This window comes from Aeromicrobium sp. Root495 (assembly GCF_001426755.1).
GTDB lineage: Bacteria > Actinomycetota > Actinomycetes > Propionibacteriales > Nocardioidaceae > Aeromicrobium.
The window spans coordinates 540,428-565,826 of record NZ_LMFJ01000002.1; the positions used below are offsets into that span (position 1 = coordinate 540,428).

25 protein-coding genes are annotated in these 25,399 nt (G+C 69.8%); 20 read left to right on the forward strand and 5 right to left on the reverse strand.

Annotation, left to right across the window (positions count from 1 at the left end):
* The first annotated feature begins 124 nt into the window (after window positions 1–124).
* The 6 genes from dnaK to ASD11_RS18760 are packed head-to-tail and all read left to right on the forward strand — an operon-like array spanning window position 125 to window position 4,793.
* A complete protein-coding gene (gene dnaK, locus ASD11_RS16715; RefSeq protein WP_056290190.1) occupies window positions 125–1,975 on the forward strand; it encodes a molecular chaperone DnaK in 1,851 nt (616 codons plus the stop codon).
* Window positions 1,972–2,547 carry a nucleotide exchange factor GrpE gene (locus ASD11_RS16720; protein WP_056290192.1) on the forward strand — a complete coding sequence of 192 codons (576 nt, stop codon included), beginning with the start codon at window positions 1,972–1,974 and terminating at the stop codon, window positions 2,545–2,547. Before dnaK ends, ASD11_RS16720 begins: the two co-directional genes overlap by 4 nt.
* A gap of 29 nt (window positions 2,548–2,576) precedes the next feature.
* Window positions 2,577–3,725: a molecular chaperone DnaJ gene (gene dnaJ, locus ASD11_RS16725; RefSeq protein WP_056290195.1), complete on the forward strand. Its 1,149-nt coding sequence runs from the start codon at window positions 2,577–2,579 to the stop codon at window positions 3,723–3,725.
* Window positions 3,722–4,117: a heat shock protein transcriptional repressor HspR gene (locus ASD11_RS16730; protein WP_056290199.1), complete on the forward strand. Its 396-nt coding sequence runs from the start codon at window positions 3,722–3,724 to the stop codon at window positions 4,115–4,117. The genes dnaJ and ASD11_RS16730 overlap by 4 nt, the downstream gene beginning before the upstream one ends.
* A gap of 23 nt (window positions 4,118–4,140) precedes the next feature.
* Entirely contained in the window at window positions 4,141–4,584 is a 444-nt protein-coding gene (locus ASD11_RS18755; RefSeq protein WP_162246509.1) for a hypothetical protein, read from the forward strand.
* A 2-nt stretch (window positions 4,585–4,586) separates the two neighbouring features.
* Window positions 4,587–4,793, forward strand: a complete 207-nt coding sequence (locus tag ASD11_RS18760) for a biotin/lipoyl-containing protein (protein WP_056290206.1) — start codon at window positions 4,587–4,589, stop codon at window positions 4,791–4,793.
* Window positions 4,794–4,892: 99 nt separating this feature from the next.
* Here ASD11_RS18760 and ASD11_RS16745 read toward each other — a convergent pair whose 3' ends face one another.
* The 3 genes from ASD11_RS16745 to ASD11_RS16755 form a co-directional block, all read right to left on the reverse strand.
* Complete coding sequence (locus ASD11_RS16745) at window positions 4,893–6,317, reverse strand: HAD family hydrolase (protein WP_056290209.1); 1,425 nt, start codon at window positions 6,315–6,317, stop codon at window positions 4,893–4,895.
* Window positions 6,314–7,510 carry a helix-turn-helix domain-containing protein gene (locus ASD11_RS16750; protein ID WP_056290212.1) on the reverse strand — a complete coding sequence of 399 codons (1,197 nt, stop codon included), beginning with the start codon at window positions 7,508–7,510 and terminating at the stop codon, window positions 6,314–6,316. Before ASD11_RS16750 ends, ASD11_RS16745 begins: the two co-directional genes overlap by 4 nt.
* Window positions 7,511–7,735: 225 nt before the next feature.
* Complete coding sequence (locus ASD11_RS16755; protein ID WP_056290215.1) at window positions 7,736–8,851, reverse strand: hypothetical protein; 1,116 nt, start codon at window positions 8,849–8,851, stop codon at window positions 7,736–7,738.
* A gap of 285 nt (window positions 8,852–9,136) precedes the next feature.
* Here ASD11_RS16755 and ASD11_RS16760 point away from each other — a divergent pair, with 285 nt between their 5' ends.
* From ASD11_RS16760 to ASD11_RS16775, 4 genes are all read left to right on the forward strand, one after another.
* Window positions 9,137–9,772 carry a hypothetical protein gene (locus tag ASD11_RS16760; RefSeq protein WP_056290218.1) on the forward strand — a complete coding sequence of 212 codons (636 nt, stop codon included), beginning with the start codon at window positions 9,137–9,139 and terminating at the stop codon, window positions 9,770–9,772.
* Window positions 9,773–9,869: 97 nt separating this feature from the next.
* Window positions 9,870–10,499 carry a hypothetical protein gene (locus ASD11_RS16765; RefSeq protein WP_056290221.1) on the forward strand — a complete coding sequence of 210 codons (630 nt, stop codon included), beginning with the start codon at window positions 9,870–9,872 and terminating at the stop codon, window positions 10,497–10,499.
* Between the two features lie 35 nt (window positions 10,500–10,534).
* Window positions 10,535–11,173 carry a hypothetical protein gene (locus ASD11_RS16770; RefSeq protein ID WP_056290224.1) on the forward strand — a complete coding sequence of 213 codons (639 nt, stop codon included), beginning with the start codon at window positions 10,535–10,537 and terminating at the stop codon, window positions 11,171–11,173.
* A gap of 69 nt (window positions 11,174–11,242) precedes the next feature.
* Window positions 11,243–11,872 carry a hypothetical protein gene (locus ASD11_RS16775; protein WP_056290227.1) on the forward strand — a complete coding sequence of 210 codons (630 nt, stop codon included), beginning with the start codon at window positions 11,243–11,245 and terminating at the stop codon, window positions 11,870–11,872.
* 182 nt (window positions 11,873–12,054) lie between these two features.
* Here ASD11_RS16775 and ASD11_RS16780 read toward each other — a convergent pair whose 3' ends face one another.
* Window positions 12,055–13,302, reverse strand: a complete 1,248-nt coding sequence (locus tag ASD11_RS16780) for a helix-turn-helix domain-containing protein (RefSeq protein WP_056290230.1) — start codon at window positions 13,300–13,302, stop codon at window positions 12,055–12,057.
* Window positions 13,303–13,773: 471 nt separating this feature from the next.
* Here ASD11_RS16780 and ASD11_RS18965 point away from each other — a divergent pair, with 471 nt between their 5' ends.
* Genes ASD11_RS18965 through ASD11_RS16830 form a run of 10 tightly spaced genes read left to right on the forward strand, consistent with a single transcriptional unit; the run spans window position 13,774 to window position 24,281 of the window.
* Window positions 13,774–15,546, forward strand: a complete 1,773-nt coding sequence (locus ASD11_RS18965; protein WP_056290233.1) for an ABC transporter permease — start codon at window positions 13,774–13,776, stop codon at window positions 15,544–15,546.
* Between the two features lies 1 nt (window position 15,547).
* Complete coding sequence (locus tag ASD11_RS16790; protein WP_056290235.1) at window positions 15,548–16,402, forward strand: MlaE family ABC transporter permease; 855 nt, start codon at window positions 15,548–15,550, stop codon at window positions 16,400–16,402.
* Entirely contained in the window at window positions 16,399–17,718 is a 1,320-nt protein-coding gene (locus ASD11_RS16795; RefSeq protein ID WP_056290240.1) for an MCE family protein, read from the forward strand. Before ASD11_RS16790 ends, ASD11_RS16795 begins: the two co-directional genes overlap by 4 nt.
* Window positions 17,715–18,728 carry an MCE family protein gene (locus ASD11_RS16800; RefSeq protein WP_056290243.1) on the forward strand — a complete coding sequence of 338 codons (1,014 nt, stop codon included), beginning with the start codon at window positions 17,715–17,717 and terminating at the stop codon, window positions 18,726–18,728. The genes ASD11_RS16795 and ASD11_RS16800 overlap by 4 nt, the downstream gene beginning before the upstream one ends.
* Window positions 18,725–19,759 (forward strand): MCE family protein, encoded by a 1,035-nt coding sequence (locus tag ASD11_RS16805; RefSeq protein ID WP_056290246.1) that lies wholly within the window; start codon window positions 18,725–18,727, stop codon window positions 19,757–19,759. Before ASD11_RS16800 ends, ASD11_RS16805 begins: the two co-directional genes overlap by 4 nt.
* Window positions 19,756–20,721, forward strand: coding sequence for an MCE family protein (locus ASD11_RS16810; RefSeq protein WP_056290249.1), 966 nt, complete (start codon window positions 19,756–19,758; stop codon window positions 20,719–20,721). The genes ASD11_RS16805 and ASD11_RS16810 overlap by 4 nt, the downstream gene beginning before the upstream one ends.
* Window positions 20,721–22,022, forward strand: a complete 1,302-nt coding sequence (locus ASD11_RS16815) for an MCE family protein (RefSeq protein ID WP_082554527.1) — start codon at window positions 20,721–20,723, stop codon at window positions 22,020–22,022. Before ASD11_RS16810 ends, ASD11_RS16815 begins: the two co-directional genes overlap by 1 nt.
* Window positions 22,022–23,185, forward strand: coding sequence for an MCE family protein (locus tag ASD11_RS16820; protein ID WP_056290252.1), 1,164 nt, complete (start codon window positions 22,022–22,024; stop codon window positions 23,183–23,185). Before ASD11_RS16815 ends, ASD11_RS16820 begins: the two co-directional genes overlap by 1 nt.
* A complete protein-coding gene (locus ASD11_RS16825) occupies window positions 23,182–23,781 on the forward strand; it encodes a nuclear transport factor 2 family protein (RefSeq protein WP_156464858.1) in 600 nt (199 codons plus the stop codon). The genes ASD11_RS16820 and ASD11_RS16825 overlap by 4 nt, the downstream gene beginning before the upstream one ends.
* Window positions 23,778–24,281, forward strand: coding sequence for a hypothetical protein (locus ASD11_RS16830; RefSeq protein WP_156464859.1), 504 nt, complete (start codon window positions 23,778–23,780; stop codon window positions 24,279–24,281). The genes ASD11_RS16825 and ASD11_RS16830 overlap by 4 nt, the downstream gene beginning before the upstream one ends.
* 93 nt (window positions 24,282–24,374) lie before the next feature.
* On the opposite strand, the gene ASD11_RS16835 is transcribed toward ASD11_RS16830, so the two are convergent.
* Window positions 24,375–25,292, reverse strand: a complete 918-nt coding sequence (locus tag ASD11_RS16835) for an NAD-dependent epimerase/dehydratase family protein (protein WP_056290259.1) — start codon at window positions 25,290–25,292, stop codon at window positions 24,375–24,377.
* Window positions 25,293–25,399 lie beyond the last annotated feature (107 nt).

Consider the following 25,399-nt stretch of genomic DNA (forward strand, 5'->3'; position numbering starts at 1 on the left):
CGGAAGATCGGAGGGGGTAGGGGGAATGATCCGGGCTTGATCGAAGTTGATAGAGTAAGACTCAAGTCAGTTGACTGAGATCTTTCAACATCAGCAGCACCCCCGATCAGCAGGAGGAACACCCATGGCACGAGCCGTCGGAATCGACCTCGGCACGACGAACTCCGTCGTCGCCGTCCTGGAGGGCGGCGAGCCCGTCGTCATCGCCAACGCCGAGGGCGCGCGCACCACGCCGTCCGTCGTCGCCTTCGCCAAGGACGGCGAGGTCCTCGCAGGCGAGGTCGCCAAGCGTCAGGGCGTCACCAACGTCGACCGCACCATCCGGTCGGTCAAGCGTCACGTGGGCACCGACTGGAACGTCGACATCGACGGCAAGTCGTTCAACCCGCAGCAGATCAGCGCCTTCATCCTGCAGAAGCTGAAGCGCGACGCCGAGGCCTACCTGGGCGAGCCGGTCACCGACGCGGTCATCACCGTGCCGGCGTACTTCAACGACCACCAGCGCCAGGCCACCAAGGAGGCCGGCGAGATCGCGGGCCTCAACGTCAGCCGCATCATCAACGAGCCCACCGCCGCGGCCCTCGCGTACGGCCTCGACAAGGGCGATGAGCAGACCATCCTCGTCTTCGACCTGGGCGGCGGAACGTTCGACGTCTCGCTCCTGGAGATCGGCGACGGCGTCATCGAGGTCAAGGCCACGAGCGGCGACAACCACCTCGGCGGCGACGACTGGGACAACGCGGTCGTCGACTGGATCGTCACCACCTTCAAGTCCAAGACGGGCATCGACCTGACCAAGGACAAGATGGCCATGCCCCGCATCCGCGAGGCTGCCGAGCGCGCCAAGATCGAGCTCTCCAGCTCCTCGAGCACCGCCATCAACCTGCCCTACATCACGGTGCAGGACGGCAGCCCCGTCTTCCTCGACGAGACGCTCACGCGCAGCGAGTTCGAGAAGATCACGTCGAGCCTGCTCGACCGCACGAAGGCGCCCTTCAACAACGTCATCAAGGACGCGGGCATCACGGTCAACGACATCGACCACGTCGTCATGGTGGGTGGCTCCACCCGCATGCCGGCCGTCTCCGAGCTCGTGAAGAGCCTCACCGGTGGCAAGGAGCCCAACAAGGGCGTCAACCCCGACGAGGTCGTGGCGGTGGGCGCGAGCCTGCAGGCCGGCGTGCTCCGTGGCGAGGTCAAGGACGTGCTCCTGCTTGACGTCACCCCCCTGAGCCTCGGCATCGAGACCAAGGGCGGCGTCATGACCAAGCTCATCGAGCGCAACACGACCATCCCCACGAAGCGCTCCGAGGTCTTCACGACGGCCGACGACAACCAGCCCTCCGTGGCCATCCAGGTCTACCAGGGCGAGCGTGAGATGGCGTCGGGCAACCAGCTCCTCGCCACGTTCGAGCTCACGGGCCTGCCGCCGGCCCCCCGCGGCGTCCCGCAGATCGAGGTCACGTTCGACATCGACGCCAACGGCATCGTGAACGTCTCGGCCAAGGACCGTGGCACGGGCAAGGAGCAGTCCATGACCATCACGGGCGGCTCCGCACTGTCCAAGGACGACATCGACAAGATGGTCAAGGACGCCGAGCAGTACGCCGAGGACGACCGCAAGCGCCGCGAGGCCGTCGAGACCCGCAACCAGGCGGAGTCGCTCGCGCACGGCATCGAGAAGCAGCTCGCCGAGAACGCCGACAAGATCGGCGACGACCTCAAGGCCGAGGTGCAGACCGACCTCGACGCGCTCAACGAGGCGCTCAAGGGTGAGGACGACGAGGCCGTGTCGGCCGCGACGGCCAAGCTCAGCGAGTCGGCCCAGAAGATCGGTACCGCCATCTACGAGGCGGCCGCCGCCGAGGCTGCTGCCTCCGGTGCCGACGCCCCGCCGGCCGACTCCGCGGACGCGGGCAGTGACGACGACGTCGTCGATGCCGAGATCGTGGACGACGAGGATGACAAGAAGTGACCGATCCCGTCGAGGAGCCGCAGGACACGACCTCGGAGGACTCGGCCGGCGACACGCCGGCCGAGCCCGAGGCCCCCTCGGAGCCGACCGTCGAGGACCAGCTCGCCGAGCGCACGAACGACCTGCAGCGCCTGGCCGCGGAGTACAAGAACTACCGCGCCCGGGCCGAGCGGGAGCGCGAGGCGGCTCGGGCTGCCGGCGCCGAGAAGGTGCTCGCCTCCCTGCTCACGGTGCTCGACGACCTCGGTCGGGCCGAGCAGCACGGTGAGCTCACGGGTGGGTTCAAGGCCGTGGCCGACGCCCTCCAGAACGCCGTGAAGAGCCACAAGCTCGAGGCGTTCGGCGAGGAGGGCGACGCGTTCGACCCCAACCGGTACGACGCGGTCTTCCACGCCGGCGAGTCCGCCGACGTGCAGACCACGACGGTCGCGCAGGTCATGGCCCGCGGCTACCTCGTGGGCGACAAGGTGCTGCGCGCCGCTGTCGTCGGCGTGGTCGACCCGGCCAGCGCGCCGGCCGAGGCGCCGGCCGAGGCGGATGCCTCTCCCGCCGAGGCCTCAGAAGACGACTGACCGACGAGAAGGAAGGGTGGTGAAGCGCGATGGCAGCCAGTGACTGGGCGAGCAAGGACTTCTACAAGGTGCTGGGCGTGTCCAAGGACGCGTCGCAGGACGAGATCAAGAAGGCCTATCGCAAGCTCGCGCGTGACAACCACCCCGACTCCAACCCGGGCAACAAGGCGGCCGAGGAGCGCTTCAAGGGCGTCTCCGAGGCCTACGCCGTCCTCTCCAGCGCCGACAAGCGCAAGGAGTACGACGAGCAGCGCTCGATGTTCGGTCAGTTCCGCGGTGGCGGGGGCGGCTTCGGCGGCGGCGGTGGCTTCGGCCAGCCCGGCGGCCAGACCGGCGACTTCGACATCAGCGACCTGCTGGGCGGCCTCTTCGGTGGCGGCCGGGCCGGCCGCGGTCGGGCCCGTCAGCCGCAGGGTCGTCGGGGCGACGACATCGAGACCGAGGCCACCATCACCTTCCAGCAGGCGGTCGAGGGGGCCACGCTCCCACTCCGCATGACGTCCGACGAGGCGTGCCCCACGTGCCACGGCACGGGGGCGCGCCCGGGCACCGCACCCAAGGTGTGCACCAAGTGCCAGGGGAGCGGGATGCAGACCGGCACGTCGGGTGGCGTCTTCGCCATGACCGAGCCGTGCAGCGAGTGCCGCGGTCGCGGCATGGTCGTCGAGCACCCGTGCGACCTGTGCCGCGGCTCCGGGCGGGCCCCTGCCAGCCGCACCATGCAGGTGCGCGTTCCTGCAGGCGTCAAGGACGGTCAGCGCATCCGGCTCAAGGGGAAGGGCGGCAAGGGGCAGGGCGGAGCGCCCGACGGCGACCTCTACCTGCTCGTGCACGTCAACGGCCACAAGCTGTTCGGTCGCAAGGGCGAGCACCTCACCATCACCGTTCCGGTGGCTCTCGACGAGGCCGCTCTCGGCGCGCAGATCGAGGTGCCCACGCTCGACGGCCCGCCCGTCCGGCTCAAGATCCCGGCCGGCACCCCCACGGGACGAACGTTCCGTGCCAAGGGCAAGGGTGCCTCCACGAAGGTCGGCGGACGAGGTGACCTCCTCGTGACCATCGAGGTGCAGGTGCCCACCGAGCTCTCCGACGAGCAGCGCGCGGCCCTCGAGGCGCTGAGGGAAGCGCGCGGGACGTCCACTCCGCGTGACGGACTGTTCGAGGAGGTTGCGACATGACCGACACGCCGTTCGTCCCCCCGGGACCGGAGGCCAAGGTCTTCGTCATCAGCGTCGCCGCCGAGCTCTCCGGCCTCCACCCCCAGACGCTGCGCACCTACGACCGCATGGGTCTCGTGGAGCCGGGCCGCACGGGCGGCGGCGGACGCCGGTACTCGCTGCGCGACATCGAGCTCCTGCGCACCGTCGCGCGCCTCACCGCCGAGGGCCTCGGCCTCGAGGGCGTCAAGCGCGTCATCGACCTCGAGAACCAGGTGGTGGCGCTGCAGGAGCGGGTCGCCGAGCTCCAGGCCGAGCTGGCCGTGGCCCACCAGGCCCTCGGCACGGTCCAGAACCTGCCCGTGCTCGCCACCCAGGCACACATCGCGGTCTGGAAGCGCCCCCGCCGCTAGTGCAGGGCCCTATGCTCTCGGCCATGGGTCTGTTCAAGTCCGAGGAGGAGCGCCTGGCCGCACAGGCCGAGCGTGAGCGTGTCGAGGCCGCCCGTCAGGTGGCCCAGGCCGAGCAGGACAAGAAGGACGCCGCCGCGCGTGCGTTCGCCGCCCGTGCCGCGAGCCCTGTCGGTCGGGCTGAGCTGGCGCACGAGGCGGGCCACCGGTTCTTCGAGATCCAGCTCGACGTCAGCCAGACCCAGGGCACCGCGTTCTTCGGCGAGGTGCGTGGCAACGAGTCGCGCTCCGATGCCCACCTCGGCGTCCTCGGCGAGATCGAGGCGGTCGGATGGCGCCTGGAGCACGCTGGCTACGTCTTCGTCGAGACCGGCCAGGAGTCCACCGACAAGTTCGTCAGCACCGGTCAGCGCATCGCCGTCACGGGCAAGACCGTCGGCATCTACCTGTTCCGTCGCGCCGAGGCCTGAGTGTGACCGACGTCGAGGTCCCGTTCGCGGGGTACCTCCGTCTGCTCGTCGAGGTGGGCGACGTCGTGACGTCGGGACAGGCGATCGCCGTCGTCGAGGCCATGAAGATGGAGGCCGCGGTGTCGGCGCCGCGGGCTGGCACCGTGCAGTCGGTGTCGGTCGTCGACGGTCCGGTGTCCGGAGGCGACGTCCTCCTCACCCTCGCCTGACACGGCCGGGCGTACTCCCCTCCGCAACCCGACCCATACCTCCGGAAGCTTCCCGAGGTATGGTCGGTCTACCACGTTAACGTGGTAAACCGTCGAGGGTCAGCGGGTGGCGGCGAAGGCTGCGGCGGCGGTGGAGAGGGCGGCGACGCCGGCGGTGAGGTCGGGTCCGGCGAGTCCGGCTGCGGCGACCGCCACGCCGACGACGGTGCCGATCGTCGCCACCGTGCGTCCGCGGGCCACGCCCGCCGTGACGGTACGAGCGGTCTCGAGAGCCTGACCCACACGACGCACGTCGAGGTCGTCGAGCACGATCCCGTCGTGCCCGGCCGTGGTGGAGAGGGGGAGCGCGCCGTCCACCGACGTGCTCGACGCGACGGCGACGGACCTGCCCTCGGCCGCGAGCTGCTGCACCAGGTCCGCCGCACTGCCGTGGTGCGCCTCCGTCAGGCCGACGGTCAGGGCCACGTGCTCGGCCCGGTCGGGGCGGGAGGCGGAGACGAGGTGGACGTCGAGCCCGAGGTCGCGCAGTCGCCGGACCGACTCGGGTGCCTTCTCGCGGATGTCGTCTGCCACCTCGAGGGTGCCGAGCACGCGGGAGTCGACCTCGACCGCCACGGTGCGCCACAGCGACTCCTCGGCCGGTGCCCCCAGCCACGCCGGCGAGCCCACGCGGACGGGGTGGCGGTCCACCGAGCCGAGGACGCCCCGGCCGTCGACGTGCTGCACCTCGGCCACGTGACCGCGCGCCGAGAGCTGCGCGATGGCCTGGCTGATGGGGTGGTCGCCGGCATGGGAGAGCGCTCCGGCGAACCAGCGCAGGTTGCGCTCGTGGTCGGGCTCGAGCGGCTTGACCGACGTGACCCGCAGGCGACCCGTGGTGACGGTCCCGTCCTGGTCGAGGACCACGGTGTCGATGAGTGCGGCACGCTGGGCCGCTCGGAGCGACTCGAGCCGGACCCCGAGCGGAGCTGCGCGACGACGACCCGCGAGCAGTGCCGCGCCGGGAGCGACGACGTGGCCGGCTCCGGCGAGCCCGACGGCGGCGGCCACGGCCACGACCACTCCGTCGTCGATCCCGCGGAGGACGACCCAGACGGCGCTCGTCACGACAGCCACGGCGACGAGCACCGAGAACGGACGGGACTCGCTCTCGGCCGGGCTGAGACGGGCCTGCCTGCGGGCCGTCTCGCTGATGGTGAGCAGTGCCCCGGGGACTGCCGCAGCGGCGAGGCTCGTGCGCTCCAGTCCGTCGAGCACCGAGACGGCGGCCCATGCGAAGGCAGCCAACGCGGCGGCCGAGGCCAGCACGGTCGGGCTCGCCGGGCGCCGCCATGCCCGCGCGGCGGTGAGGTGGGCCGGTGCCGCGATGACGAGGCTCACGAGACCGGCAGCGGCCAGGGCGGCCCACTGCCAACCGTCGAAGTGCAGCGCGCCGGAGACAGCGACGACCACGGTCCCGGCTGCCAGCAGGGCCGCTGCCAGGGCAGGTCCGAGCACGGACCACCAGGGCCGCGCCGCGGTCACGAGACCTCCTGAGCCACGCGGAACCGCTCGAAGTCGCTCTGGTCGCCGGCCTTCCACAGCGGGACGCTGGCCTTGAGGAGCATCGTGATCTGGATGATGAACTCGGGGTCGTGCAGGTCCTCGCCGAACAGCTCGTTGATGCGCTTCCAGCGGTACCGGACGGTCTGGGGGTGCACCCCCAGCTGGGCTGCGATGGCCGGTGCGCTGTCGCGCGTCTGCAGCCACACGAGCAGGGTCTCGGAGAGGATCTCGCGGGAGTTGGGCGTCTCGGCCAGGAGCGGCTTGAGCATGTCCTGGCACATGCGTTGACGCAGCGCCGGCTCGGAGTGCAGCCAGATCTGCGTACGGAACTGCTCGCAGTCGATGACCGGCTGCTCGGGGATCACGCCGTGCTCGACCAGCTCGAGGGCCCGGCGGGTCCAGCGGAACGCCGAGGCGATGGCAGCGGGTTCCACCCACCAGCTGAACGCGACGCGGCGGACGCCCGCAGCGGTGAGGGCGCCGACCACCTCGTCACGGTCGTCGGCGTCGGCGATGACCACCACGGTGTCGTCGTGCCCCACCATGAGCGTGGTGCGGGCCAGCGCGGAGAGCTCCGGCCGCTGACCGGCGACATCGGCCACTGCCACGACGACGGTCGCAGGGAGCGGCCAGACGTCGTCGACGCTCTCGGGGACGGCTCCCTTGAGGAGGTGCTCGGCCAGCGCGGCCCGAGCCCGGTGCGGGTCGGTGGCGCGGACCCGCAGGGCCTCGGCGTGACCGGCCTCCGCCAGCTGCGCGAGCCGGTCGATGAAGGCGAAGAGCCCGTCGGACACGACGACGGGGGTGGCCTCCTCCTCGCCGAAGGTCTGGAACCGGCGCCAGCCCACCCGCGTCGCGACCGACATGGCCGCATGGAAGTCGACGAGCGTGCGTCCGGCACGGGCCTCATGACGCCCGAGCGCCCGGAACATGTCCTCGACACCACGGTCGCGGTGCGGCGCACCGTCGAGCGCGTCGAGGAAGCGGTGCAGCGCGGTGGTGGCGGCCTCGGCCAGCGCCGACCGCGCGGTGGGCGCGGGCCGGGCGTACCGCGGAACCCTCTCGGAGACGGCGTCGACGATCTCGGCCGCGACGTCGGGCACCGCACGGCGGACGCGTCGGGCCTGCGCGGCGATGAGGTCCGCGGTCTCCGGACTGGCGGAGATCGTCATGGCAGCACGCAGGCGCGCGGTCCACGAATCATGCCCTGCCCCCCGCCCCGACGACTCTTTCGACTGCACCTGCTTTCTACCTTGCAGTCCGTGTGGCGTCAATCACAGGACCGTGGGAACGGCGACACGAGGGTTTCGATGGCACGGTGATGTCAGTCCTTCGGTGGACAGCCGACGGCCGCGGACCTGTCCGCCCGAGTGTGCAGCGGGCAGCGCGACCTTGGGTCAGTTCGACGTCGGGCTAGGGGCCTGGTCAGGAATGTCGAACTCCTTCGGGATGACCACGATCTGCTTGTTCGGATAGCCGAGGTCGGTCACTGGACAGGCCTTGGCTGGCGTCGCAGCGTCGGGCGCAGTGGGGAGCGAGTGCCCGTTCTCGTCGTAGGAGGTGCACCCGCCGGCCGCCCCGATGCGCACGGCGAGCGGATTGTCGGGGCCCGACAACGCTGAGGTCAGAAGACGGGAGACGTCGTCTCCCGTTGAGGTGCTACATCCGGAGAAGGGCTGGATGTCGATGGACCCGTCCAGCGTCCCGCCGTACAAGCCGTACTGGTAGGTCGTCGGGTCGAACTCGCCGACCAACCGATCAGTGCCCAGCGACTGGTCCCAGGTGTTGTAGTCGGTCGTCACCACGAGCTCCTTCGAGGACAGGACGATCTCGGACCGTGACCCCGTCTGGCAGGACGTTCCGAGGCGCACCGGCACCCCGTCGACCTTCAGGTCCAGCACGCGGACGTTGACGAGGTCTCTGATCGTTGCAGGATCGACGGTCTGCCGGTCCACGTTGGGGCTGAGAGGGTTGACGTAGTCGTGGGGTCTGAGGACCAGGGGACGGGGGAGGCCGTTGCCGTCACGACGCTGGGACACCTGCAGCGTGATCTCTGCGGGCACGGACCCGAAGGCAACGGTGCGAACCGTGATCGGCTGCGAATTTCCGTAGTTCTGCTTCGAGCCCGTCGGCGACACGAAGAAGGCCTGGACCTTGTACCAATACTGGTTGGAGATGTTGTTCGCCGGATCTGGTGCACTGATGAGCTCGATCGTGCTGGCCATCATCGAGATGGGGACCTTCGTCCACTGCTTCGCCTTGACCGAGCCTGCAAGTCCGACCTGCGGGAAGTTGAGCCAGCTGTAGTCGTTGGTCGCGGTCGGGCCGACGAAGTCGCAAGAAAGGTTCTCGCTCGGGACGCCCTCACCCTTGATGTCGTAGCTGCAAGGGACGAAAGGGAGCCCGGGGTAGATCCCGGGCTCCTGGTCCTCGGCTGTCGCGCCGCTCATCGGAACCAGTGCGGTCACGAGCGCGGCGACCCCGCCGAGCAACAACTTCTCCCACATTCGCATGGGGCGACCTTCGCGCCGCGTCCGGTCTCAGGTCAACGGTGCACGGCGGGCGTCGAGCGTCACGGCCCCGATGTTGTCACGCCCATGACAACTCTCGACCTCATCCTCGTCCCGGTCGTCGAACGGCTCGTTCGGCGTCCCGCGACGCAACGTTGTCATGCGCGTGACAACTTCTCGGCTTGTCCGGCGCCTCGGATCGATTGGGCCTTGCGCGTCGGGGGCCGGTCGTTGAGTACTTGTTTCGTGACACACGTCACGCATCCCTTCGGCAGATCGGAACCCACCATGAAGATCAAGAACGCAGCCATCGCCACCGCCGGACTCGCTCTCGCGGGTGTCGCCGTGGCTGGCCCCGCGCTGGCCACCGGCAGCAGCTACACCGTCGCCGTCGGCGGCAGCTCCGCGGCCGGCACGCACAACATCACCGCCACGTCCAGCGGGCCTCTCGGCTTCGCGGTCCCGACCCTCACCATGGGTTGTACCAGCGCTGCTGTCCCGGCGTCGCCGGTCTCCACCGTTGCGAGCGGCACCGCCATCACCGACATCGCCTCGATCAACAAGATCAACTTCACGGGTTGTACCGGTCCCGGCGGCGCTCTGACGGTCACCACCGTCGGCTCCTGGAAGCTGCACGCCACGGGGGCCGCCACCTCGGCAGCGACCGACGTGATCGCCGGTCACGTCGACAGCATCACCGCCAACGTGGCCAACGCGGTCTGCAAGTTCACGGTCACGGGCAAGGCGAACGGCACCTACAACGAGGGCACCAAGGTGCTCAACGTGAGCGAGACCGGCTTCACCGGCAACCTCAAGGTCTCCAACGTGGTCGGTTGCCTGGGCCAGGTGCAGAACGGTCAGTCGGCGAACTTCACCGGCTCGTTCAACGTCGTCTCGCCGGACGGGCTCATCAACGCCAGCTGATTCCAACCGGCTGACGCCCCTGGTAGGGGTGGGGCCGAGCCCTCGTGCTCGGTCCCACCCCCACCCTCCCGTTCCCTCGTGCACTCCAGGAGCACTCATGACCACCACCTCTCGCTGGCGAGGTCGCGCCGCTGCAGCAGCTGCTGCGAGCGCCCTCGCCCTCGTCCCGGTCGCGGCGCACGCCGCCACGATCGTGACGATCTCGTACGACGCCTCGGGCACGTCGCACATCGCCAAGACCAACTCGGACGTCGCCCTGGGTCCCACGACCCTGACGACGAACCTCGACATCGACACCGGTGACTTCACCGGCTCGCTGCCGCTCCCGGGGACGTCGACGGAGTTCAAGGCCGCAGGGTTCCTGCCGGTCAAGGCCGACGTCGACTTCGTGGAGGCGGCACCGCTCGTCGGACGTATCAACCTCACCCAGACGCAGGCCCAGGTGGCCTCCACGGCCACCTACTACGTGAAGCTCTCGAACATCAAGATCGTCGGCTTCCCGACGTTCACCGGCAGCAGCTGCCGGACCAAGGTGCCGGTCTCCATCCCGGTGGGCACGAAGCCGAACGAGGGCTTCGACCTCATCAACGGTGGCGAGCTCGTCGGCACGTACTCCATCGGTCAGTTCGAGAACTGCGGGGCCAACACCTGGCTCATCAACGCGCTGGTCCCGGGTGGCGGCAACACCGTCGACATCCAGGTCAGCAACGGCATCGTCCACGAATGACGATCCGGACCACTCATCCACATCCAGGAGACATCATGACCATCACCACCACCCCCACCCGCTGGCGCCGACGCGCGGCAGCGGTGGCAGCCACCGCAGGTCTCGCGCTGGTCCCGGTCGCGGCGCACGCCGCCACGATCGTGACGATCTCGTACGACGCGACGGGCACGTCGCACATCGCCAAGACCAACTCCGACGTCGCTCTGGGTCCCACGACCCTCACGACCAACCTGGACATCGACACCGGTGACTTCACCGGCTCGCTCCCGCTCCCCGGCACCGCGACGAAGTTCAAGGTGCTCGGGCTCCTTCCGGTGACCGCCAACGTCAACTTCGTCGAGGCCAAGCCGCTCGTGGGCAAGATCAACCTGACGCAGACGCAGGCCCAGGTCAGCTCGACGGCCACGTACTACGTGAAGCTCTCCAACATCAAGATCGTCGGCTTCCCCACGTTCGCGGGCAGCAAGTGCCAGACGAAGCAGCCGGTCTCCATCCCGGTGGGCACCAAGCCGAACGAGGGCTTCGACCTCATCAACGGTGGCGAGCTGGTGGGCACCTACACGATCGGTCAGTTCGAGAACTGTGGCCTCAACACCCCGCTCATCAACGCCCTGGTCCCCGGCGCCGGCAACACCGTGGACATCAAGGTCAGCAACGGCGTCATCGCCGAGTGACTCCTTCGGCCGGTCCGCGTGCTCGGGACGCGGGCCGGCCGGTGGGGTCCTCCCGAGAAAGGAACTCTCATGCGCCTTCGCGCACTCATCACTCTCCTGCTGCTGAGCCTCGGCTCGGCACTCGCCCTGGGACCTGCTTCCGCCACCGGTTCGACCTACACGGTCTCCGTCGGCGGAACGTCGGCGCCGGGCACCCACACCTTCACCGCAGCGTCGTCCGGCACGATTTCGTGGGGGACACCCACTATGCGCATGGGGTGTACCAGTGCGAACATTCCTGCGTCGCCTACGTCGGTGGTGGGGTCAGGTCGAGGACTGGTTGACCTCTTCAATATCTCCAAGATCAACTGGGTCGGATGCACCTTCGCCGGCGGGGCACTTCTCCTGCAGTCCGCCGGGTGGGTGTTCCATGGGGCCTCTGCGGCGACGACGGGAACGTCCGACGTCATAGCTGGTCATATCGACCAGGTACGTATCACCGTCTCCAATGCGATCTGCAAGTTCACCGTCACCGGGCAGGCCGCAGCCAACTTCAACGAGGCGACGCAGCGTCTGATCATCGCTGAGACCGGGTACTCGGGCCGCCTGAAGGTCTCTGGTGCGGTCGGCTGCCTGAGCCAGTTCACAAACGGCCAGGCATTCGACCTTTCGGCGACCTTCCCCGTGTCGTCTGCGGACGGCGTCATCGACATCAGCTAGTCCCGCTTGAGGAGGAGCCAGGTCCCGACGTCCTCGCGGCGGCGGGGCCTCGGCGCGCCGGGAGGTGTAGATCCGAGAGTGGTAGACGGCCTCACGGCCTAGGGTTGTAGGAGGCGCGGGCCCCGGGTGGCCATCCGATCTGCCGATAAGACAACCTCCAGGGCCCGCGCCGCTCCAGGGGGTCAGGTGAGCGAGCGCCGCCAGCTCGTGATGCTCGACTCGAGCGCGATGAGCAGCACAGTGGTCTGGCTGGGGTCGCTGAGCCGGGCACCGAAGAGCTCACGCAGCCGACGCAGGCGGTGCCGGACCGTCTGGTCATGGATGCCGAGGCGCGCCGCGAGAGCGGGGGCGCTGTCGCGGGTCTGGAGCCACAGCAGCATCGTCTCGGCGAGAGCCACGCGACGCTTGGGCGACTGCTCCAGCAGCGGTGCGAGGACGGCCTCGTCGGCCAGCTGACGCAGCGCCGGATCGGCGTGGAGGCAGAGCCGGGAGGTGTGGTCCTGGCAGCGGACCACGTGGTCGTCGGGTGACTCGATGACGCGGTCGCGCACGAGGTCGAGAGCCCTTCCGGCCCAGCGGGCGGCGTCGTGCACCTGCTCGGCCTCCACCCCCCAGGAGAGCGCGACGTCGTGCTCGGTCCCGGAGGCGATGGTGTGGGCGAGGTCCTCGGCGACGCCGGCGTCGGCCACGACGATGAGACGGCCGTGGCGGACCCCGGACACCGCCTGGCACGCGGAGGCGACGACCTCGGAGGTGGCGGCGTCGGCCGTCGTGACGGCCACGGCGATGGAGGCCGGAAGGATCCACGAACATCGACACGCCAGCTCCCGGAGCTGATCGGCGGGTGCTCCGCCGATGAGGGCCACGAGCAGCTCGGCCCGGGCCTCCTCGCGCTCACGGGCGGCGCTCGTGCGCACCTCCATGAAGCCCATGAGGGCCTGCTCGTAGAGCGTGTTCTGGTAGGTGATGAGGGCGTCGCCCAGCGGTCCCCGCACCTGCGCGGGGACGCCCAGCTCGGTGGAGGCGCGACGTAGGTCCTCCCAGGACTCCTGCGTCGCGATGTGGTGGGCGGCCTGCATGGCGTCGAGGTTGTGCCCCACGGTGGCCTCGTGCCGGCCGAGCCAGCGGTAGAACGCGAGCACCTCGGTTCCTTGCGTGGGAGCCCCGGCGACCGTGTCGACGAACAGCTCGACGGCCTTCGTGATGGCGGCGTCGATGCCTGCCTTGACCTGCGGGTCGGCGGCGGCGGCGAATCCGGAGACCTCGCGAGCGATCCGGCCGACGATGCGATCGGCCAGCCGCGCCGACTGCGGGCGGTAGGCGGCCACGACGGCAGGGTCGAGCCCGGGGACGCGGAGCGTCTCCCGGAGCTGCGAGCGATGCGGTCCTCGCCCGTTCGGACGGACGACTTCCTCAACGACAGCGGTCATGCAGTACCTCCCCCTCGAGGCGACCGGTCGCAGCGGGGATGCGGCCGACTTCGCCTGATCCTCAGTGAAGACCGGCAGCGGGGGCGAGGTCCAGGTCCGAGGGGGCGGCGGATTCGATCCGGTCAGGAAGTTGTGACCCGGGTAACAAGTTCTGACCACGACGGCGCCGGACGTCCAGGAGGGAGGGAGGACGTCCGGCGCTGTCGGGTGCGATCGCGATCGATGTGCATCCGATACCCCGTAGTGAAGCGGAGGAGGGATCAGGGACACGGGGTCTTGCACCGTTCCAGTTCGAGACAGACGAGAAGTTGTCACCCACCTGACAAAAAACGTCGGATCCGACGCGACGAGGGCGGGCGAGGGGTGACCGCGGCCTGTGATCCACCTAACTTCCTGGGAGGCGCCGCTCCCGGTTCAGGGGGACGGGGACGGCGCCCCTCACTTCTCAAGACCACTCGGAGGGAATCCCGCATGGGCGGAAGCGTCGAGGTCCAAGGCCTGACCAAGTCCTACGGACGCCAGAACATCTGGCGTGACGTGTCGGTGACCCTGCCGCAGGGCGAGATCACGGCACTGCTGGGTCCGTCGGGCACCGGCAAGTCGGTCTTCCTCAAGTCGCTCATGGGGATCGTGGAGCCCGAGCAGGGCACGATCCTGATCGACGGCATCGACATGGTGACCGCCAAGGAGTCGCAGCGCCTTGAGCTCCGCAAGAAGTTCGGCGTGCTCTTCCAGGACGGTGCGCTCTTCGGCTCCATGAACGTCTACGACAACGTGGCCTTCCCGCTGCGCGAGCACACGCGCAAGACCGAGGCGGAGATCCGCCAGATCGTGCTCGATCGCCTCGACATGGTGGGTCTGCTGGGCACCGAGCACAAGCTGCCCGGCGAGATCTCCGGCGGCATGAAGAAGCGGGCCGGCCTGGCTCGCTCGCTCGTGACCGACCCCGAGATCATCCTGATCGACGAGCCGGACTCCGGCCTCGACCCGGTCCGCACCTCCAACCTGGCGCAGCTGCTCGTGGAGGTCAGCCTCACGACCGACGCCACGATGCTCGTCGTCACCCACAACATCGAGCTCGCCCGCACGCTGCCCGACAACCTCGGCATGCTCTACCGCCGCGAGCTCGTCATGTTCGGTCCGCGCGAGGAGTTCCTGCTCACCGACCACCCCGTGGTCTCGCAGTTCATGAGCGGCGACCCCGAGGGCCCCATCGGCATGAGCGAGGAGACCGACCACCGCAGCGCCGACCTCTTCGACGGCCCGCTCGACTACGACGCCCCCGGCGCGACCGCGATCATGTCGCGGCACGCCGGAGCGCGGGCGATCGAGGTGCTGCCCCGCCAGCTCGAGCCCAAGTCGGGCAGCGTCCGACCGGCTGCGCGCCGGCACCGCGAGCGCGTGGCGTCGGGCCAGGCGCCGCTCTACGTGGCCGACGACGACGAGAAGGACCGAGTCCCGACCGCTCGTGGTCGCGGCCCCGTCGGCCGCGCGCTCGCCTCCACCGGCGACGTCTTCGCGTTCGCGCTCGACGCCGGTCGCGGCACGCTGCGCCGGCCCTTCGCTGCTCGCGAGGCGTTGGAGCAGTTCTGGTTCGTCGTGAGCGTCTCCTGGGTCCCCGCGATCCTCGTGGCCATCCCGTTCGGCGCCGTCATCGCGCTCCAGCTCGGCACGCTCACCGTGCAGGTGGGCGCGCAGTCCTTCACGGGTGCGGCGAGCGTGCTCGCCGTCATCCAGCAGGCGGCGCCCATCGTCACGAGCCTCGTGATCGCGGGCGCGGGCGGTGCGGCCATCTGCGCCGACCTCGGCTCGCGACGCATCCGCGATGAGATCGACGCGATGCGGGTCATGGGCGTGTCGCCCGTGCAGCGGCTCGTGGTCCCGCGCGTCATCGCCTGCATCGGCGCGGCGGTGCTGCTCAACGGCCTCGTCTCGGTGGTCGGTGTGCTGGGCGGATACTTCTTCAACGTCATCGTCCAGGGCGGCACGCCGGGTGCCTACCTCGCGAGCTTCACGGCGCTGGCCCAGATCCAGGACCTCTACGTCGGCGAGATCAAGGCCGTGCTGTTCGGCTTCATCGCCGGCGTCATCGCGTGCCACCGCGGCCTCAACACCCCGCCGGGCCCCAAGGGCGTCGGCGACTCCGTGAACCAGTCGGTCGTCATCACGTTCCTGCTGCTGTTCTTCGTCAACTTCGTGGTCACGACGCTGTACCTCCAGCTCGTGCCCGGCAAGGGGGCCTGACATGGCAGCCATCGACCAGTCCGGTCCGCCGGAGCCCCGCCGCCACTGGTGGGACACGCCGCTCGACGCCTTGGCGAGCACCGGCCAGAGCATGCGCTTCCACGGTCGCGTCCTGCTGTGGGCGCCGGCCACGCTGCGCCGCTACCCGCGCGACGTCCTCCGCCTGCTCTCCGAGGTCTCGTTCGGCTCGGGCGCTCTCGCGGTCATCGGCGGCACGATCGGCGTCATGCTCGGCATGACCCTGTTCGTCGGCAGCGTCGTGGGGATGCAGGGCTACGCGGCCCTCGACCAGATCGGCACGTCGACGCTCAACGGCTTCATCTCGGCGTACTTCAACACCCGCGAGATCGCGCCGCTCGTCGCGGCGCTCGCGCTGTCGGCCACCGTGGGCTCGGGCTTCACCGCGCAGCTCGGGGCCATGCGGATCAACGAGGAGGTCGACGCCCTCACGGTGCTCGCCGTCCCGAGCGTCCCGTACCTCGTGACCACACGCGTCGTGGCCGGGTTCATCGCCATCATCCCGCTGTACGTCATCGGCCTGCTCACGTCGTACGCCGGTGCCCGGTTCGTCACGGTCACGTTCTACGGGCAGTCGGCCGGCACGTACGACCACTACTTCAACCTGTTCCTGCCGCCCATCGACATCCTGCTGTCGTTCGCGAAGGTCCTGGTCTTCTCGGTCATCATCATCCTGATCCACTGCCGTCTGGGCTTCACCGCGAAGGGCGGACCGGCCGGTGTCGGGATCGCCGTCGGCACCGCGGTGCGCCGCAGCATCGTGACCGTCGCCGTGCTCGACCTCGTGCTCTCGATGGTTCTGTGGGGCACCACCACGACGGTGAGGATCGCCGGATGAGCCGACCCTCCACCCGCCGCGGCGACCTCCTGGCCGGCGTCGGCTACTTCGTGGTCATCGCCGCGCTCCTCGCCGCGGCGGCGCTCGTCTACAACCGCACGTTCATCAGCAGCGTCGACGTGAAGCTCCGTACCGACGAGGTCGGCAGCTCGCTGCAGAAGGGGTCCGACGTGAAGCTCCGGGGCGTGCCGGTGGGCCGTGTCTCCTCCATCCGCTCCACCGAGGACGGCGCGCTGCTCACGCTCGCGCTGTCACCGGAGGCGACCAAGGAGATTCCCACGAGCACCACCGCACGGCTGCTGCCCAAGACGCTCTTCGGCGAGCGGTACGTCGACCTGCAGGCGCCTGCGGTCGACGGCGGACCCACCGTGGAGTCCGGCGACGCCATCGCCCAGGACACGTCGGCCGGCGCGGCCGAGCTGCAGGAGGTCCTCGACGGCCTGCTGCCGCTGCTGCAGTCCATCCAGCCCGAGAAGCTCCAGGCCACCCTCAGCGAGCTGGCCACGATGCTGCGCGGTCGCGGCAACGACCTCGGCGACACCCTCCAGGCCTGGGGCACGTACCTCACGAAGCTCCAGCCCAGCGTGCCGCAGCTCGCCATCGACCTCGACAAGCTGGGCAAGGTCGCCGACACGTACGCCGCGGCCGCCCCCGACCTCCTGGCCGCGCTCGACGACCTCACCACCACCTCGGCCACGGTCGTCGACGAGCGCCGCACGCTCACCGACGTCTACGAACGCGTCATCGCCGCAGCGGACACGTCGCGCGGCTTCGTGAGCGACAACCGCCAGACCATCGAGGTGCTGTCGCGCGACGGACGCAAGGCGCTGGAAGCAGCGGCCCCCTACGCGTCGGAGTTCCCGTGCCTGCTGCGCTCGATGCGCCAGTTCATCCCCACGATGGACAAGAACCTGGGCCAGGGCACCGACCAGCCGGGCATCCACGTGGTCCTCAACGTCACGGAGGGCATGCGCCCCTACCAGGCGGGCAGGGACGAGCCGACCTTCAAGGCCAGCGGCTCGCCGTCGTGCCCGTACGTGCCGAGCTCGGTGAAGGCCGCGGACAAGAAGGCCCGCTCCGCGCAGGCGAGCCGCGCCTCGGCGTCGGACCCTGAGTCGATCGCTGCCCCGACGTACGCCCTCGAGGGCTCCGCCGTGGCGGCCACGGGCCTCGGCCAGGCCAACTCGCCGGCCGAGAACCAGCTCATCGCGGAGCTGGTCGCGCCGTCGCAGAAGATGTCACCGCAGGACTTCCCGGCCTGGGGCAGCCTCCTGCTCGGCCCGGTCCTGCGCGGGGCGGAGGTGAGCGTCCGATGAAGGTCGTCGCGATCAAGAGCATCGTCTTCACGCTCGTCACGGTCATGGCCACGGTGGTCCTCGCCGGCACCATCCGGAACTCCACGGGAGGCGACGGTGCCACCTACGACGCGGTCTTCAGCGATGCCACGAGCCTGAACCGGGGTGACGACGTGCGCATGGCCGGCGTGAAGGTCGGCACCGTCACGTCGGTCGAGGTCACCGAGAAGCGCCTCGCCGGCGTGAGATTCACGGTGCAGGACTCCGTGTCCCTGCCCCGCGGCACCGTGGCGCAGCTGCGCTTCCGCAACCTCGTGGGGCAGCGGTACATCTCGCTCGACCCGCCGCAGGAAGGTGCGTCGGGCATGCTTGCGCGCGGTCACCGGTTCGGCGTCGAGGAGACCCGCCCGGCCCTGGACCTCACGATGCTGTTCAACGGCTTCCAGCCGCTCCTGCGCTTCCTCGACCCCGACGACGTCAACGCCCTCAGCCAGCAGATCATCGCGGTCTTCCAGGGCGAGGGCGCCACGGTCGAGGGGCTGCTGTCCAGCACGGCGAGCCTCACGTCGACGCTCGCCGACAAGGACCGCGTGATCGGCGAGCTGATCAAGAACCTCAGCTCGGTCCTCCAGGTGGTCAACGACCGCTCCGACCAGCTGGACACCACGATCATCACGCTCCAGCGACTCGTGAGCGGCCTCGCGCAGGACCGCAAGACCATCGGGAGCACGCTCGACGGGATGGGCAGCCTGACCTCGAGCGTGGCCACGCTGCTGGAGGAGGGCAGGGCGCCGCTCAAGGGCTCCATCGCCTCGCTCGAGACCCTCTCGAGGCAGCTGGCCGACTCCGGCGCGGTCCTCGACTCGTTCTTCCGGAAGCTGCCCCTCAAGCTCGACCGCATCGGCCGGATCGGTTCGTACGGCTCGTGGCTCAACTTCTACGAGTGCCAGATCAAGGGCACGATCCCCAAGCCCGAGGGGTACTTCGGTGACCTCGGGGCCCAGCCCGTCGCAGACAGGTGCTCCTCATGACCGACCGACGGACACAGCACTATCCCACCGCCTTCGGCGAGCGCAACAAGATCACCATCGCGGTGGTCGGCATCCTCGTGCTGGCCGTCCTCTTCCTGCTGACGTTCAACGCGCAGTCCCTGCCGATCATCGGCGGAGGGGCGAAGCACCAGGCCTACTTCGCCGAGGCCGGGGGGCTCAAGGAGGGCAACGAGGTCCGCGTCGCCGGCGTCAAGGTCGGCAAGGTGACCGGCCTCGAGCTCGACCGGGGCCGGGTCGTCGTGACCTTCCGGGCCAAGGGTGTGGAGCTGGGCGACGCCACCACGGCTGCGGTCAAGGTCAAGACCACGCTCGGCCAGAAGTTCCTGGCCATCGATCCCCTGGGGCGCGGTGAGCTCGACGGGCCCATCCCCCTGGCGCGCACCACGACGCCCTACGACGTGAACGAGGCGTTCTCGGACCTCTCCGACACGATCGGCCAGATCGACACCCCGAAGCTCGAGCAGAGCCTGGAGGCACTGGCGGGGACCTTCCGGAACACCGCACCCTCGGTGCGCAAGGCGGTCTCGGGGCTCACCGACCTCTCGCGCGTCGTCTCCAAGCGCGACGAGGAGCTCGCCACGCTGCTGCAGGCCACGCGCAAGGTCTCCGGCACCTTGAAGGACCGCAACACGGAGATCGCCGCCCTGCTCACCGACGGCAGCAGCCTGCTCGACGAGCTGGGCAAGCGTCGAGAGACGGTGGAGGCGCTGCTCGAGGGGACGTCGCGCCTCGGCGTGCAGCTCGAGGGCCTCGTGCGCGACAACGAGAAACAGCTGCGCCCCGCGCTCGACAAGCTCGACGACGTCGCCGCCATCCTGCAGCGCAACCAGGACAACCTCGACGCCGCGCTCAAGCGTCTCGGCCCCTACTACCGGACCGTCGGCTCGTCCCTCGGCAACGGGCCCTGGGTCGATGCCTACATCTGCGGGCTCTTCGACGACCAGAAGGCTCCCGAGCTCCGCAACGACGTGGTCCGGAACTGCACGCCCAAGAAGGGAGGCGGACGATGACCCGCCGCCGGATCGTCACCGCCCTGGTGCTCGCCCTCGCCCTCGCGGGGGTCGTCACGTGGCGCGCCACCGCGGACCGCGGGACCACCACGTTCTCGGCCGTCTTCGACTCCACCGTCGGGCTCTACCCGGGCTCCGACGTCCAGGTCCTGGGCGTTCCCGTGGGCAAGGTGACGGCCGTGACCCCGGGCCGCGAGGGCGTGAAGGTCACGATGCGTCTCGACCGCGGCCAGGAGGTCGCGAAGGACACCGACGCCGTGATCGTGGCACCCACGCTGGTGTCCGACCGCTACGTGCAGCTCACCAAGGCGTTCGTCTCGGGGGAGCGTCTCGAGGCCGGAGCGGTCCTGCCCGCGTCGCGGACAGCCGTGCCGGTCGAGATCGACGACCTGTACCGCAGCCTCACCGACGTGAGCCAGAAGCTGGGCCCCGACGGCGCCAACCGCAGGGGTGCGCTGTCCGACGTCCTCGACGTCGCGGCCAAGAACCTGCGCGGGAACGGCAACGGGATCAACACGATGATCCGTGAGTTCGGCAAGGCCTCGGGCACCCTGGCCGACAGCGGCGACGACCTGTTCGCCACCGTCGCGAACTTCAAGGAGTTCAACGACATGCTCGTCGCCAACGACGACTCGGTGGCCGACGTGAACCGTCAGTTCGCCGAGGTGACCGACTACCTCGCCGACGACAGCGACGACCTCGCCGGGGCCATCGACAACCTCGGCTCGGCGCTGGCGGTGGTCGACGACTTCATCCGGGACAACCGGGGGAACCTCGCCACGAGCGTCGACAACCTCGTGGGCCCCACGCAGGTGCTGGTGGACCAGAAGAAGTCGCTCGAGGAGTCCATCCGGCTCGTGCCGCTCGTGCTGCAGAACTTCCTCCGGGCCTACAACCCGGACCTGAAGACGATCGAGGGCCGCGGCAACCTCAACGAGGTCTCGATCTGGGGTGACGAGTGATGCGCACACGACGCGCCCTGGTGGCCGCCCTCTCGGCGGGACTCGTGCTGGTCCTGGTCTCGGGCTGCGGCATGCTCGGACGGGGCGTCTACGACACCCCGCTGCCGGGCGGCGCCGACGTCGGCTCGGACCCGCTGACCCTCACCGCCGACTTCGCCGACGTCCTCGACCTCGTGCCGCAGTCGAGCGTGCGGGTCGACAACGTCGCGGTGGGCCGCGTCTCCAAGATCGTGCTCAACGACGGCGGCCGCAGTGCCCGGGTCACCCTCGTCGTGAACCGGTCCACCGCCCTGCCGGCCGGCACCGAGGCGCGCCTCCAGCAGACATCACTCCTGGGTGAGAAGTACGTCGCGCTCGTGCGGCCGGAGCAGCCGGTGGCCGGTCCGGCGCTCGCCAGCGGCGACCGTATCGGCCTGGCGGCCACCTCCCAGGCCGCCGAGGTGGAGCAGGTCCTCGGCGCACTCTCCATGGTGCTCAACGGGGGCGGCATCGGGCAGTTCCAGGAGATCTCCCGCGAGCTGCAGAAGGTCTCCGACGGTCGTCCCGAGGAGATCAAGGCCTTCCTGAAGCAGGTCAGCTCGTTCGTCACGGTGCTCGACGACCGCAAGGAGTCCATCACCGGGGCGATCGACGGGCTGGCCCGGCTCTCGGCCAATCTCGAGGCCGACCGCGGGAAGATCGCGTCGGCGCTCGACGGCCTCGAGCCCGGCATGCGCGTCATCGCCGACCAGAGGAAGCAGCTCGTGTCCATGCTGCGCTCCCTCGACCGGCTCTCGAGCGTCACCGTGAAGACCCTCGACGCCTCGCAGGAGGACATCGTGGCCGACCTCAAGGCGCTCGAGCCGATCATCACGCAGCTCGCCAAGGCGGGCTCGGACCTGCCTGATGCTCTCGAGGTCCTGCTGACCTACCCGTTCCCGGACTCGGTCCTGGGCGCCATCAAGGGCGACTACATGAACCTCTTCGTGGTGACGAACTTCCGCTCGCTGCCGGCCGGTTGCTCGGCCATGGGCTGTGCGTGGAACCAGGTCGGCGACCCCAACTACCCGGCCTCGGCCCTGAGGTCCGGCAAGCGGGTCAAGAACCCGAGGCTCGTGCCGTCGCTGCTCCCGCCGACGTCGTCGCCCATGCCGGGCACGCCGTCCCCCACGATGCCGGTCCCCAGCAGGAACGTGCCGACCTCTCCGTCGGCCTCGCCGTCCCCGTCGGTCTCGCCGTCGGCGGGCTCCAGTCCGACGCCCACCTCGACGGCGTCGTCCGACCCGTCGCCCAGCACCAGGCCGACGGACGGTGGTGAGTGATGCTGACCGGACGGATCAAGATCCAGCTCGTGATCTTCGCGGTGCTCGCGCTCGTGGCCACCTCCTACCTCGGCGCCCGCTACGTGGGGATCAACCCCTTCGGCACCGGGTACACGGTGAGGGTCGACCTGCCCGACGCCGGTGGCACCTTCGACAACGGTGAGGTGACCTTCCGCGGTGTCCCGGTCGGCCGGATCAAGGGCCTCGAGGCCACCGACTCCGGCACGCGTCTGACCCTCCACATCGAGGGCGGCGGACCTCGCATCCCCGCCGACGTCCGCCCGGTCGTGGCCAACCGCTCGGCCATCGGCGAGCAGTACGTCGACCTTCGCGAGGGCACCACGACGGCTGTGGCGCTGTCTGACGGCGATGTGCTCTCCGCGGGGGCCGAGTCCCAACCGCCTCCGGTCGACGACCTGCTGCGCTCCGGCGCGAGCTTCGTGGACTCCGTCCCGGCCGACTCGCTCAACACCGTCATCGACGAGTCGTACGACCTGTCGCGCGGTGTGGGCGAGAGCTTCGGGACCCTGCTCGAGACGTCCCAGCGGTTCCAGCGTGCGGCGGACCGGAACTTCGTGGCCACCCGTGGACTCATCGAGAACTCGGACCGTGTGCTGACCACCCAGCAGGAGGCGTCGCAGAGCATCCTGTCCTTCAGCGAGGACCTCTCGACGATCGCCGCGACCCTGAAGTCGTCGGACGGCGGGCTGCGGCAGCTCATCGAGAGCTCACCGCGAGCCGCTCGTGAGGTCGACGCGTTGTTCCGCGAGGTCGGGAAGCCGCTCGGCCTGCTGCTGAGCAACCTCGTCACACCCGCCCAGGTCTTCGGGATCAACGCGGGCGGGGTGGAGGACGCCCTGGTGAACGTGCCCAAGGTCGCGAGCATCGGCTGGGCGGTCTCGGGCAGCCGAGGGCTCAACCTCAGCCTGGCGCAGACCTACTTCAACCCGCTGCCCTGCACCACGGGCTACGGCGGGACCGACGTCCGCAAGGGACTCGTCACGTCGAAGGGCAAGCCGTTCAACCTCCAGGCAGGGTGTCGCTCGTCGGATCCGTCGTCCAACGTGCGCGGCCCCAAGAGCGTGCCCGCCCCGGGCGGTCTGAAGACCGCGCGGGTCTCCTCGGCCGACTCGCTGGCCGACCTCATGGGTGGTGCACGATGACAGCAGCAGGATCGGTGCAGGACCAGACGGACGGGGGACGGGTGGACGACGACCAGGTCGACGAGTCGGTGCAGGCCGAGGAGAAGAAGCCGGGCCGCGTCGGCCCCACGGCCCTCGTGGGCCTCGCGGTCGCCGTGGTCTTCGGCGTCACGGGCGGGGTCGCGTGGTGGTCCGCCACGTCGAGCGACGACCTGTCGCTCGCCCAGGAGCGCGACGCCGTGCTCGTGTCGGCCAAGACCGAGATCGCCGTGCTCAACACCCTCGACTACCGCTCGGTGGCCAAGGGCCTCAAGGCGTGGCAGTCCGCCAGCACGGGGACACTGCGTGACCAGTTCGCCGGCATCTCGACGAAGGACCAGGGCGTGCTCGCGGACCAGAAGAAGATCTCGAAGGGCAAGGTCGTCGACGCTGCGGTGCTCGAGGTCGACGGCGACTCCGCCACCGTCCTCGCGGCGGTGGAGGTGACCGTGACCGACGGGACGGACCCGAGCGCGGAGCCCGTCGTGAAGCGCAACCGGTTCAGTGCCGACCTCGCCCGGTCCGGCGGGACGTGGAAGGTCGCCAACCTGCAGCAGGTCGCGGTGAACGTCTCATGAGCCGCTGGGTGCAAGGGGTCGTGGGGCTCCTCGCTGCCGCAGCGCTCGCCGTCGGTGTCGTGGGCTGGGCGCAGTACGTCCGCCAGAACGCCTCGTCGTCGGCCTCCAACGCCTCGATCGTCGACGAGAAGGCCACGGCCCGGGTGCAGTCCGCCGTGGCGCAGGGGCTCGAGCAGGTGCTCAGCTACACCTACTCCGACCCGACCACGACGCAGGCCGCCGCCGACCGCGTGCTCACCGGAAAGGCTCGCGAGGAGTACGACACCCTCTTCGCGACGCTGAAGAAGGAGGCGCCGGGCCAGAAGCTCGTGCTCACCGCCCGGGTCACGGCCGCCGGCGTGAAGCAGCTGAGCGACGACACGGCCTCGTTGCTCGTCTTCGTCGACCAGTCGGCCCGCCGCAAGGGCGACGAGCAGGCGGCCGTGTCGGCCGCGCAGATCGCCGTCGAGGCCCGCAGGACGGGCTCCACGTGGACCATCACCGGCCTCGACCCCCTCTGACCAGTGTCCCGGTTCACCACGGGGTCTGGGCAGACCTGACGCCCCACGGGCTGCAGCCCGTGGGGCGTCGGTGCTTGCCGTGGTGCGTCGTGATCAGGCGTCGAGGAAGTCGGCGACGGTCGCCTTGACTGCGACGTCCCACGGCGTGGGGCTCAGGCCGAGCAGCGCCTCCGACGCCGACGAGTCCATCGTGAAGGGCCGGTCGAACTGCTCCACCATCTCGGCGACGCCGGCCGTCTCGCGGTGGAACCGTCCGACGAGCCGGAGGAGGCCGGGACGCACCGTCGAGACCTTGGGGGCGGGCCGGCCGACGGCGGTGGCGTAGTCGTTCGCCACCTCGCGCTGCGTCCGGGGCGAGCCGGTCGGCGCCATGAGGACGCGGTCGTCCTCGGTGGGCAGCTCGCTCGCGGCGATCATGGCGGCGGCGAGGTCGGGCAGGTAGGTCCAGGAGTGCGGCTGGTCGGCGTCACCGATGGGTCGGACGGTCTTGCCCTGGGTGATGGGGCCGAGCATCCGCTCACCGGCGTGGGCGCCGATGCCGGCTCCCGGACCGAAGTAGTCCGACGCGACGACGCTGATGGTCGGCGTGCTCGAGGCCCGGCGCGCGGCGAGGAGCTGCGTGCGGATGCCACGCTTGCCCTCGGTCGCGACGATCGCCGAGCGCTCGGTGATGGGCGGCGCGGGGTCGAAGGCGTAGAGGCTCTCGGGGAAGACGACCGTGGCGCCGACCTCCTCGGCCACACCCAGCACGGCGGCCTCCGCGGCGGGCAGCTCCCGGGCCCAGGCGTCGGCGAGGTAGGCCGAGGCGTGGACGCAGTGATGGATGACGGTGGCGCCCTGGGCGGCGGCCACGAGTGCGGCACGGTCGTTGACGTCGGCCGCGATGCGCTCGACGAGCGGGTGGTCCAGCCCCGAGCCGGAGCGGGTGACGACGCGGACGGCGACACCCTGCTCGACGTAGGTGCGGGCGATGGTGGTGCCGATGGGGCCGGCGCCGGTGATGACGATCATGGTTTCCTCCAAGAAATGTGAGCGGTGCTCTCTCTTCTCAACCATGCATCACGTCGAACGGAAAAGCAAGAGCAGTGCTCACATTTGCGTCTGGTGATCGCTTCCGG